The organism is Streptosporangium sp. NPDC006013 (assembly GCF_040614275.1).
Lineage (GTDB): Bacteria > Actinomycetota > Actinomycetes > Streptosporangiales > Streptosporangiaceae > Streptosporangium.
In genome coordinates, this window is record NZ_JBEXUE010000334.1 from 1 (window position 1) to 11,262 (window position 11,262).

The following is an 11,262-nucleotide window of genomic DNA, read 5'->3' on the forward strand; positions in this document are numbered from 1 at the left end:
CTCGATCCAACCCCCGGCGAGGCCCGTGTCAACGCCCTCACGCCCCGGCGATCTCACGCCCGGTTACGCGCAGAACTTCTGGATAGGCGCTTAGCGCGGTTCCCGCTGGTCGTGTAGCCGCTTGTGTCGGGGCCCTTGAAGTCCGGCACGCCGTTCTCGCGGACACCGAGCCGGGCCGACCGGGATCCTCGCCACAGAAGACGGCCTGGCCCGTGGGCGCGGAACCGCTCCGGGGTGTCGGCCGGTGGGCTTCAGAGCCTCCTGTCCGAGGAGTCGGCATCCCCCGACGGCTTCAGGGTGCACAGGGCCTCAGGATTGTCCGCATGTCGCGGGGCAGAACCTGATCTCCGGGTAGCGCGATGACGGCTTGTCCAGGAGGGGCTGCCGCCGCGACCTCAGGTGCTGGTCGAGGAAGGCCGCCACGTACGTGCGGGTGAGCTCGGCGGCGCGCGCCGCGGGCAGGACGCCGGCGGTGGGCGTGATGCCGAGGGCGCCGGCCATCAGCGGGGCGTCGGTGAAGGACTGGTGTTCCGAGCCCGTCAGCACGAGCCAGCGCTTCCACCCGGTCAGCAGCTTCCAGTCGCGCTCCCACGAAGTGTCGCGACCGCCGGGGACGTGCTGCGGCGAACCCAGGAACATGAACGGCCGGGAGAACCCGCTCTTGGGGATGCGGGCGTAGGTGGTGCCGTCCATGTCGATCCCGGCCCGCACCCGGGAGTCCTTCAGCATGGCCGCCATGGCGCCGGCCCCGCCCATCGACTGGCCTGCCATCGCGATTTTGGAGCGGTCGATCAGGCCGGCGCCGTCCCACTTCGATGGGAGCTGGTCGAGGACGAAGGAGACGTCGGCCGCCCGGCCCTGGACCACCCCGGTGCCGAAGCCCGGGTCCGTGTCGCTGTCGCAGGCGAGGCATTCGGCGACCCGCCCGCCGGGGAAGGTGGTGGCGTAGTTCTCGTAGGTGTGGTCGATGCCGGCCACGATGTACCCTCGGCTGGCCAGGTCCTCGGCCAGGGACGTGAGAGTGATCATCGGATTGGTGAAGCCGGGGGAGATCACCACCAGCGGCAGGTTCCGGCCCGCGGGTTCGGCGTCTTTGATGGCGTTGGTTCGCGTCTTGCTGAGCGTGTCGTTCGGCACGCCCCCGATCCCCAAGCGCCTCAGGGTGAGCTCCGACTCCTTCGGCGTCATGTACGGCGCCCGCTGCCCGTCTCGCTGCTCGGTCGGATACCACAGGGTGACCTTGAGCTCCCTGGCGTCGACGTCGAGGTTCCAGGGATCGGGGCGGGAGGCGTCCTTCAGATACAGGGCGGTGGTGCCGACCAGATGGGCGCCTGTGGGGGCGGGCAGGGTGGCGGGGCCGGTCGGCGTGGCCGACGGGGCAGCGGACCGGGGCGGCGTGGGCGCGGAGCAGGCGGACGTGGCCAGGACGACCAGTCCCGCGGCGACTGCCAGGATCTGTCTCATCGAGAGGTCCCTTCACTTGTTCAGCAAGGTCAGGGCCTTGGCCAGCGCGGGGTCGCGTCCGGCGGCCGCGTCCTTCGGGGTCAGGGGCACGTGGTGGTCGGGCGGCACGCCGATCCGGTCGATCACCTCGCGGTTGGGCCCGAGGTGGTGCCTGGCGGGGAAGCTCAGGCTGGTGTTGTTGCCGAGCAGGTACGGCTGCGCCGGGCCGGAGATGACGCCGGCGGTTCTGGTGCCGACCAGCCGGCCGAGGCGCAGGTCCTTGACCGCGGAGCTGAAGTGCTCGCACGCCGAGGCGCAACTGCGGTCGGTGAGCACCATCAGCGGCAGATCGAGCAGCTCGACGGTGTTGTCGGTCCACAAGGTCTCGCACTTGGCGTCCACGGTGCACAGGTAGGCGGTGGCCTTTCCATGGGTGAACGCGCTCACCAGCCGGGTCGCCTCCGTGGGGCTGCCGCCGCCGTTGCCGCGCAGGTCCAGTACGACGCCGGTGAGCGTCCGGCCGGTGCGCAGCCTGGAGATCGCCTTGAAGACCCTGTTCGCGGAGTCGGGAGCGAACCCGCGCAACCGTACATAGGCGATGCCGTCGTCCAGCAGCTTCGACTGCACCACTTGCAGGGCGGCCAGATCTCGCTGATAGAGGCCGGGCTTGAGCGTCATGCTCCAGTGGCGGCCGGTGCTCTGTCGTAGCAGCCGCAGCCGCACCGGGCGCGCGTCGGGGTACTCGGGGTAGAGGACGGCGATCGCGGGGGTGGCCTTGCCGTCGACGAAGGGCGCCGATCCGTTGATCGATTCGATGACGTCGCCCGGGCGCAGTCCGGCGGCCCGCGCCGCGCCGCCCTGCACGGTGGTGACGAACAGCGGAGGGAGGGCGACGCCGGGGTTGCCGCCCACCTGCGGACCGTTGACGTTCGCCTGGAAACCCAGGCCGTAGCCGTCACCGTCGTAGTAGTCCGGCGGCCGTTTGACGTCGTGTGCCCAGCGGGCGTGGTTGTCGCCGAGGGCGGCCACGATGGCCTCAAGGGTGCCGACGGCCAGCTTGTCGCGCAGGTCGGGAACCCGATCGGTGATCTTGCGGTAGACGGCTTCGAAAGCGGTCCAGTCGGCTTTCCGGTCACCCGTCAGCGCCGGCATGCCCGCCTCGGGCAGGTCGCGCCCGTTGCGGTTGAGCTCCTGCGTCAGGGCGACGAATCCGGCGGTCAGCAACGAGCGGGCGTCCAGCGTGGCGCCGCTGTAGTAGTTGCCGAGGATGCAGAAGTACGCCTGCTCGATGACGTCGATCGTGGTGGCCGTCTCCGCCCCTGGAGCTCCCCGGGGTGCTGCGCAGACCGTACCGGCTGCCGTGCTCGCCTCGCTGCGCGGCGGCGCCGGCGCCGTGCAGGCCGCTGCGAGGAGGAGGGCGAGCCCGGCGGCCGCGGTCCTGATGACGGTCATGACAGGCGCCTGCGGATCCACCAGAAGCAGAACCAGGTGAGGCCGAGGGTGAGCAGGGCGTAGATTCCGGTCTCGGTCCACTGGAAGGGCCAGAAGCGCTCAAGGGGCTGGTAGGTCGCCTGCTGCCGGTAGCCGAGCCGGTTGATCTCGACTATGCAGCCGTCCCCGCCGCCCGCCGACGGTGCGCAGGGGCCCGACGTGGTGGAGACCGGGACGGCGCCTTCGCCGCCGGTGCCGAGCGTACGTCCGGACGGATCGACCAGGCTGGCGGACAGGACCCAGGCGCCCGCGTGGCCGGGAACGGCCGACCTCAGTTGAATCTCCACATATCCGCCTCGGTCCCGGTTTATACCGATGCCGTCCACGTTCGTCTTGCCGAGCTCGAAGGTCGAGGTGATCGGGGGCATCAGGTGGGGCCGGACCAGCAGCGGCATGGCGAGTTGGAACGCGGCGAAGACGGCCAGAGTGAGGGCCATGGCGGGCAGCGTGCGGCGCACCAGCATGCCCACGGTCACGCCAAGGACGAAGGTGAAGGCCGCGTACCCCATCGGGGCGATGCCGCGCGCGCCGAACACCAGGGGAGCCATCAGGGCCAAGTTCTCAGCGGCTGATTTGTCCAGAGGGTCGGACCACCAGGTCACCATGAGGCCGCACAGGCCGGCGACGGCCACGGCGGTCAAGCCCATGAGCCCGAGCTTGACCGCCAGCCAGCGGCTGCGGGTGATGCTCTGGTTCCACACCATCAGGTGCGTGCCCGCCTCCAGCTCGCGGGTGATCAACGGTGCTCCCCAGAAGAGCCCGGCGAGGGCGGGCAGGAGCAGCACGACGAGAGTCAGGGCCATGAACGAGGTCTCGTGCCCGCCGAAGAAGTGGTCGTAGAAGCGGTCGCAGGTGTTGTCCTGGGTGCAGGCCGCGATCCCGGCGGAGTAGTCGGAGACCAAGCCGGGGCCGGTCAGGGCCAGGGCGGTGGCGAGGATGACGAGCAGGGCGGCCATCGTCGCGGCCGAGCCGCGGAACTGGCGCCAGGTCAGCCAGATCATCGCTGCACCTCCAGGGCGACTCGCCGGTCCGTGGTGCGCTTGTCCATGTAGGCCAGGACGAGGTCTTCTAGGCTGAGCCGGCTGACCGTCCAGGCGGGATCGTGGATCGGGGCGTCGGTACGGACCACGAACGTGCTCTGCCGCTCGGTGTGACGCGCGGAGATCACGTGCTGGTCGGCGGGCAGCCGATCGGGATCGCGGCGCGGGCCGGTGAGCCGGTGATGCGTGGCCAGCAGCTTGTCGACCTCCCCGGCCACCTGCACGCGCGAGTCGACGAGCACGATCAGGAAGTCGCAGACCCGTTCCAGGTCGGAGACCAGGTGGGAGGAGAGCACCACGCTGAACTCATGCTCGACGGTGGCCTCCATCAGCCCCTGCAGGAACTCGCGGCGGGCCAGCGGGTCGAGCGAGGCCACGGGCTCATCCAGGATCAGCAGCTCGGGCCGCTTGGCCAGACCCAGGGTGAGGGCGAGCTGAGCGCGCTGGCCGCCCGACAGCCTGCCGGCCCGCTGGGTGGGGACGAGACCGAGTTGCGCAACGCGTTCCCGCGCCCCGGTGGCGTCCCAGCGGGGGTTGAGCCGTGCTCCTAACCGCAGGTGATCGGCGACGGTCAGTCCCGCGTAGACGGGGGTGTCCTGGGCGACGAACCCGACCTTGGCCAGTTGCGCGGGGCCGCCGGCGGGCCGGCCGCCGAGCACGGTGATGCCGCCCGCCGTCGGTTCGAGCTGGCCGCTGGCCAGCTTCAGCAGCGTGGTCTTGCCGGCTCCGTTGGGGCCCACCAACCCGATGACGTGGCCCGCCGGGATGTCGATGGTGCACTCGCGCAGCGCCCAGCGCCTGCCGTATTTCTTGCCCAGTCCCTGGGCCTGTAGGACAGCGTTCACGCTATGTCCTCCTGAGCGGTGGTCCGAAAGGTGGTCATAAAGAGGGCCTCGATGCTTTCCTCGTCGAGGCCGGCCCGGCGGGCCTTGGCCAGCCAGCGCTGCAGTTCCAGGCGCAGCGGGCCGTGCGCGGCCAGCGAGGTGTCGGCGAGCGTCGCCGTCACGAACGTCCCCACCCCTGGCCGGGCGGCGACCAGGCCCTCGTGCTCGAGTTCCCGGTAGGCCTTGAGCACGGTGTTGGCGTTGATCGCCAGTTGCGCCACGGCCTCCTTGACGGTCGGCAGCTGGTCGCCTTCGCGCAGCAGGCCCAGCCGTAGCGCATGCCGTACTTGCTGGACCAGCTGCAGGTACGGCGAAACACCCGACCTGCCGTCCAGATGGAACTCGATCACTGGCTTCTCCATTTATCTAGCTTCCTAGTACTTTAGACTTCTGCATGTTAAAGGATCATAAGGATCGTTGTCCCGGTATCGCCCGGCAGCCGAAGCGGCCCATCGCTCCTCGGCCTGACCGCAGCCCTACGCCGGGGGCAGATCTTTCCCCTGCCTCGCCGAACGACCGCTGCGGCAAATGCCGGGTTCACTGCGGCAAGCTCATGATCGCGGCCGTGCTGACCTGTACCGCCTTCCTCGGTGGCCGAGGTCGAGGTGTACGCGCTCACCGCGGCAGAGCAGAAGGCTGGAAATGATGAGCGCGGGCACCGCCGACGTGATCCCCCTCGGCCAGGATCGCTCCGAGGCGTACGACGACGCGGTCGAGGCCTATCCGCGCTCAGCCGGGATCGGCGAGGCACCCAAGCGGATCTATCGCATCTCCTTGACGACGTGGGCCTGGCTCGCCTGCGCGGCGGCCGGCGACGTGGCCGGCCGCCGCGAGGCGGGATGCTTCTCTGGCCGCGGCGTCGTCACCGGTCATCGCGGGGGCGGGGGCCTAGTCGACCTCTGCGCTCCCGTTGACGCGGAGCTTGCGGCGGGCACGCTCGTAGAAGCTCGTGGTGCCGAGCCGGACCACCCACGCGGCGGCGCGCATCGCGGTGACGGTGAGCTCGTCCCCCGGCGACAGGTGCGCGCCCACCGCGCCGTCCACCTCCAGGGCCAGCCGGCCGCTCGCCGGCAACAGGCCGAGCACGACCCGCTCGTCCGCCGACAGCACGAGGGCCCGGTTGAACGACGAGTGCGCCGCGGCCGGGACCACGAGGAAGCCCTCGACCGTCGGCGACACGATGGGGCCACCCGCGGAGAAGCTGTAGGCGGTCGACCCGGTGGGGGTCGCGACGATCACCGCATCGGCCGCGTAACGCACGAAGGGATGCCCCTCCACGGTGATCGACATCGCGGACAGCCCGTGGCCCGGTATCCGCACCAGGGCGATGTCGTTGAACGCGGTCACCGAGGTGCCGTCGGGCAGGGTGGCCCGCACCGCCATCCGGGGTTCGACCGTGTAGGCGTTGTCGTCGATGGCCGACAGCGCGAAGGGCAGCTCGTCGACGTCGATCTCGGCGAGGAACCCCAGCTTGCCGAGGTTGACGCCGAGGATCGGAGTCCGCCGCCCCGAGATGAGCCGCATGGTGCGCAGCATCGTGCCGTCGCCGCCGAGGCTGACGAGCAGGTCGGCGCGGTCGACCAGGGTGGCGCCGTCGACGGACACCGCGCTGCAGTCGATGCGCCCGACCTCGTCGGGCAGCCCGAGCACCGTGACGCCGCGGGCGCGGGCCCACTCCACGATCGTGTCGATGGCCACCTTCGAATCGCGCTGCGGGTGCAGAACCAGTCCCACGGTCTTGACCATCCCCATGGCTCACACTGTACGGCGATTCGCCGTCGGTCCAGCGCGGTGAAACCCCGGCGCGCTGCCACCCGCCCGCGGCCCGGTACTCGCCGGGGCCCGGCGGGAACGGGGGGTGTTCCAAACTGAACACACAGTGAAATGCCAGGAAAGATGGGTAGCCTGCCTGGGCATGAAGTGGCAGCGTAAGGCCAACGACGCCCTTGTCAGGCTTACCGGATTCCAGCTTAATCGAGTAGGAAAAGTCGGTTCGTCGGCGGATGCGGGGGCCCCGGCCGCGGAGGAGCCGTTCGGTCCGCCCGCCGACCCGAAAGTCGACCGGCTGCTGGTGGCGCCGGTCTTCGTCCTCTCGCCGGTGAGGTCCGGCTCCACGCTCCTGCGGGCGATGCTCAACGCCCACTCCATGCTGCACGCCCCGCACGAGCCGCATGTGCGGAGGCTGAGGGTGGAGTTCGGCACCTCGCTGGCGGAGCGGGCGATGAAGGCGCTCGGCCACAACCGGGCCGACCTGGAACACCTGCTGTGGGATCGGGTGCTCCACCGCGAGCTGGTCGGGAGCGGCAAGACGTTCTTCGTGGACAAGACACCGGCCAATGCCTTCGCCTACCGGCGCGTCGCCGCGTGCTGGCCGGACGCCAGATTCGTCTTCCTGCTGCGCCACCCGGTGTCCATCGCCAGGTCGTGGTACGAGGCGGGGGCGGGCAGGCGGACGCCGGAGGAGGCGGCACTCGACGCCCTGCGTTACATGAAGGCGGTGCAGCGGGCGCGGGGGGCACTCAGCGGGTGCACCGTGCGTTACGAGGACCTGACCGCCGACCCCGAGGCCGAGGCGCGCCGCGTCTGCGACTTTCTGGGAGTTCCCTGGGAGCCGGAGATGCTGGCCTACGGCGAGCAGACCGTGCTGGAGAAGGGGCTCGGCGACTGGAAGGACAAGATCCGGTCGGGACGGGTGCAGCCCGGGCGCGACCTGCCGGGGCCAGAGGAGATACCCGACTCGCTCCGGCCGATGTGCGAGAGCTGGGGATATCTGCCGCCTGTCACGGAGCCCACATGACGGCGCCGGAGACCACGAGGATCCGCTACCTGCTGCTGCACGCGTACGGCATGGGCGGGACGATCCGCACGGTGATCAACCAGGCGAACGCGATGGCCGCGGCAGGCCATGAGGTCGAGATCGTCAGCGTGGTACGGCGGCAGGAGAGACCCCAGTTCGAGATCGACCCGCGCATCCGTCTCCTGACGCTGTCGGACCAGCGTGAGGGCAGGCCCGTCGATTCCATGGGGCGGCGGGTGTGGCGGTGGATCCGAGGCAGGATCGTGCCCGCCGGTGAGTTCGCGGCCTCCTACTTCACCGAACGCGTGGAGCGGGCCGTCATCGACTACGTCTCCGCGCTCACCGACGGCGTCCTGGTGACCACCCGCCCCGCCCTGAACCTCATCTCGGCCCGCCGTGCTCCCGCGAGCGTCGTCAAGGTCGGGCAGGAGCACATGAACCTGGCCACCCACTCCGAGGCGGTCCGCTCGGAGATCGGCCGCCATTACGGCAGGCTGGACGCGGTGGTCGTGCTCACCGAGACCGACAGGAGGGAGTACCAGGCGCTCCTGCCCGCCACGCGCGTCGAGCGCGTCCCCAACGCGGTCGGCTCCGTGCGCCGGACACCCTCCAGGAAAGACGACAGGCTCGTGGTCGCGGCCGGGCGGCTGGTCGGGCAGAAGGGCTTCGACCTGCTGATTCCCGCGTTCCGGCAGGTTGTGGACCGTCACCCGGACTGGCGGCTGCGCATCTACGGCACCGGCAAGAAGAAGGGGCAGTTGCGTGCGCTCCTGAAGGAGTACCGGCTGGGGGACAACGTCACCCTGATGGGACGGACCGATCGTCTCGACGAGGAACTGGCCAGGGCCTCCTTCTACGTCCTCAGCTCGCGGTTCGAGGGGTTGCCGATGGTGATGATCGAGGCGATGACCCACGGGCTGCCCGTGGTGGCCTTCGACTGCCCGACCGGCCCGGCCGACGTGCTCACCCCCGAGGTCGACGGGCTGCTCGTCCCTCCCCGCGACATCGACGCGTTGGCGGCGGCGATGGTCCGGCTCATCGAAAACAGGGAGCTGCGGCGGCGGATGGGAGCGGCCGCGGCCGTCGCCGCGCACGACTACACCCCCGAAACGGTCATGCCGCTCTGGGAGAAACTGTTCGCCGAACTGCTGGACCGAGGACCGAAACAGTCAGGCTGACCTGATCCGCTGGCTTCCCTCGCTTCTCGTGAATTTAGCGAAAAATCCATTCTTTAGTGCCTGTCGGCGCCCTGCTGCGAGGGTGCCTGCGGGATGAAGGTGACCTCCATGCCGCGGGCCCTGCCAATCGTGGGTGCTTCCTGGCGTTTTCCCGGTTCTGTTGGCGAATGACGGGTGCGTGGCTGAGATGAGAAATATCAGCCGGCCTGGCAGACAGGGGGAATCGAGGCGGATCCGCGGCCTGCCGGGACTCCGGTACGGGCCTGGGTGGCGTCGAGAATAAGACATTCAATATTTTTCGGGCATTTGACGATGGAGTCTTTGTTTATTGTTGGCTCGATCGTATTCAATGCTTGACAATATATTTAAGGGCAACTCAAAATTGAGGCGTCCATGATGGCGGGTCGAATTCGGATCCGCGCATCGGGAGGTCAGTATTTTGCCGTTTCTGTCGCGGTTGACTGACGTTTCCTCCTGGTTGATTCATGTCTTCGCTTCCCCTGTTGGTACGAGCACGGATCGGTGGTGTGTGTTGTGACGGAGTTCGAGGCTGGCCGGTCGCAGCTGAGTCTGAGTACGGACGCCGCGCGTAACCTGGCGACGACGACCAAGTCGACTCCCCAGATGCAGGAGATCACCTCGCGGTGGCTGCTGCGGATGCTTCCCTGGACGCAGGTGTCGGGCGGCACCTACCGCGTCAACCGGAGGCTGACCTACACGATCGGCGACGGGCGGGTGAGCTTCACCAATGCCGGATCGCAGGTGGCGGTCATCCCCGCCGAGCTGTGCGAGCTGCCCCTGCTGCGCGGGTTCGACGACTCCGACACCCTCGACGCGCTGGCGGGCCGGTTCGTCCAGCGGGAGTTCCGGGCCGGCGACGTGCTCGCGGAGTCGGGGCAGCCGGCCGACGAGGTGGTGCTCATCGCGCACGGCAAGGTCAACAAGGTCGGCACCGGGCCGTACGGCGACGAGATCGTGCTGACGGTGCTGGCCGCGGGTGACCACTTCGGCGACGAGACGCTGGTCGGCACGGACGGCGAGTGGTCGTTCACCGCGAGGGCGGTCACCAGCGGCACGGCGATGGTCCTGCCCCGGCACGCGTTCCTGGAGCTGGCCGAGCGTTCCGAGGAGCTCCAGGCCCATCTGCGGCGGCGGGAGACCGCCACCAGCGGGCCGCAGAACAAGTACGGCGAGGCCGCCGTCGAGGTGGCCGCCGGGCATGCGGGAGAGGCCGACCTGCCGGGCACGTTCGTCGACTACGAGCTCAGCCCGCGCGAGTACCAGCTGAGCGTCGCGCAGACGGTCCTGCGGGTGCACAGCCGGGTGGCCGACCTCTACAACGACCCGATGGACCAGGTCGAGCAGCAGCTCCGGCTGACGATCGAGGTGCTGCGCGAGCGGCAGGAGCACGAGCTGATCAACAACCGCGAGTTCGGGCTGCTGCACAACGCCGACCTCAAGCAGCGGATTCACACCCGCAGCGGGCCGCCCACCCCCGACGACCTCGACGAGCTGCTCAGCCGCCGCCGGAGCACGAGCTTCTTCCTGGCACACCCGCATGCCATCGCCGCCTTCGGCCGCGAGTGCAACGCGCGCGGGCTCTACCCGCAGGGCGTCGACGTCGGCGGTAGCGGGGTGCCCGCCTGGCGTGGCGTCCCCATCTTCTCCTGCAGCAAGATCCCCATCACCGGCACCCGCACCACGTCGATCCTGGCCCTGCGCGTCGGCGAGGACAACCAGGGCGTCATCGGCCTGCACCAGACCGGCATCCCCGACGAGTACCAGCCCAGCCTGTCGGTCCGGTTCATGGGCATCAGCGAGAAGGCGATCATCTCCTACCTGGTCAGCGCCTACTACTCCGCGGCCGTCCTGGTGCCCGACGCGCTCGGCATCCTGGAAGACGTCGAGATCGGCCACTAAGGCCGGAGTCCCCGGTCCTGACGGACGCGTTTCCCGCGGGCCCGCCCGGGCCCGGCACCTCGGCCGTGCTGGCCGCATCGCTTCTTGGAACGGCCGAGTTAGGAAGAGCAAGGATGACGACCACTGAGATGAGGACGGACGGGCGGTCCGCGGACGAGGTGCTGACCTGGAGCCGGAACATGGTCGAGGCGACCCTGCGTCCGGCGATCGACAGGCTGTCGGCCCCGATGAGGCGCATCGCCGGTTATCACTTCGGCTGGTGGGACGAGCAGGGCCGGCCGTCCGCGACCGGTGGGGGCAAGGCGCTCCGTCCCGCGCTGGCCCTGCTGTCAGCCGAGGCCGTCGGGGGTGCCGCGGCCCTGGCGCTTCGACCGGCGGCGGCGGTCGAGCTGGTGCACGACTTCTCCCTGCTGCACGACGACGTGATGGACGGTGACCGGACCCGCCGCCACGAGGAGTACCTGGAGAGCAAGGTCGTCGCCACCCCTCACGGAGGTCAGTGATGCGTT

The 11,262-nt window shown here is 69.5% G+C and carries 10 protein-coding genes; 4 read left to right on the plus strand and 6 right to left on the minus strand.

What is annotated here, in order from left to right:
- Nucleotides 1-309: 309 nt before the first annotated feature.
- The 6 genes from ABZ260_RS36015 to ABZ260_RS36040 all read right to left on the minus strand — a co-directional run bounded on the left by ABZ260_RS36015 (nt 310) and on the right by ABZ260_RS36040 (nt 6,610).
- Nucleotides 310-1,464, minus strand: coding sequence for an alpha/beta hydrolase (locus ABZ260_RS36015; RefSeq protein WP_355626549.1), 1,155 nt, complete (start codon nt 1,462-1,464; stop codon nt 310-312).
- Nucleotides 1,465-1,476: 12 nt separating this feature from the next.
- Nucleotides 1,477-2,895, minus strand: a complete 1,419-nt coding sequence (locus ABZ260_RS36020; protein ID WP_355626551.1) for a S41 family peptidase — start codon at nt 2,893-2,895, stop codon at nt 1,477-1,479.
- On the minus strand, nt 2,892-3,935 hold the full coding sequence (locus ABZ260_RS36025) for an ABC transporter permease (RefSeq protein WP_355626553.1): 1,044 nt from the start codon (nt 3,933-3,935) through the stop codon (nt 2,892-2,894). The genes ABZ260_RS36020 and ABZ260_RS36025 overlap by 4 nt, the downstream gene beginning before the upstream one ends.
- Nucleotides 3,932-4,819 carry an ABC transporter ATP-binding protein gene (locus tag ABZ260_RS36030; protein ID WP_355626555.1) on the minus strand — a complete coding sequence of 296 codons (888 nt, stop codon included), beginning with the start codon at nt 4,817-4,819 and terminating at the stop codon, nt 3,932-3,934. The genes ABZ260_RS36025 and ABZ260_RS36030 overlap by 4 nt, the downstream gene beginning before the upstream one ends.
- Nucleotides 4,816-5,220 carry a GntR family transcriptional regulator gene (locus ABZ260_RS36035; protein WP_355626557.1) on the minus strand — a complete coding sequence of 135 codons (405 nt, stop codon included), beginning with the start codon at nt 5,218-5,220 and terminating at the stop codon, nt 4,816-4,818. The genes ABZ260_RS36030 and ABZ260_RS36035 overlap by 4 nt, the downstream gene beginning before the upstream one ends.
- 526 nt (nt 5,221-5,746) lie before the next feature.
- Nucleotides 5,747-6,610, minus strand: coding sequence for an NAD(+)/NADH kinase (locus tag ABZ260_RS36040; RefSeq protein ID WP_355626559.1), 864 nt, complete (start codon nt 6,608-6,610; stop codon nt 5,747-5,749).
- A gap of 163 nt (nt 6,611-6,773) precedes the next feature.
- Here ABZ260_RS36040 and ABZ260_RS36045 point away from each other — a divergent pair, with 163 nt between their 5' ends.
- The 4 genes from ABZ260_RS36045 (at nt 6,774) to ABZ260_RS36060 (ending at nt 11,256) form a co-directional block, all read left to right on the plus strand.
- Nucleotides 6,774-7,655 (plus strand): sulfotransferase, encoded by an 882-nt coding sequence (locus ABZ260_RS36045; RefSeq protein WP_355626561.1) that lies wholly within the window; start codon nt 6,774-6,776, stop codon nt 7,653-7,655.
- Nucleotides 7,652-8,833 (plus strand): glycosyltransferase family 4 protein, encoded by a 1,182-nt coding sequence (locus ABZ260_RS36050; RefSeq protein WP_355626563.1) that lies wholly within the window; start codon nt 7,652-7,654, stop codon nt 8,831-8,833. The genes ABZ260_RS36045 and ABZ260_RS36050 overlap by 4 nt, the downstream gene beginning before the upstream one ends.
- A 534-nt stretch (nt 8,834-9,367) precedes the next feature.
- On the plus strand, nt 9,368-10,753 hold the full coding sequence (locus ABZ260_RS36055) for a family 2B encapsulin nanocompartment shell protein (protein ID WP_350923524.1): 1,386 nt from the start codon (nt 9,368-9,370) through the stop codon (nt 10,751-10,753).
- 113 nt (nt 10,754-10,866) lie between these two features.
- Nucleotides 10,867-11,256 (plus strand): polyprenyl synthetase family protein, encoded by a 390-nt coding sequence (locus ABZ260_RS36060; protein ID WP_355626566.1) that lies wholly within the window; start codon nt 10,867-10,869, stop codon nt 11,254-11,256.
- The last annotated feature ends 6 nt before the right edge of the window (nt 11,257-11,262 follow it).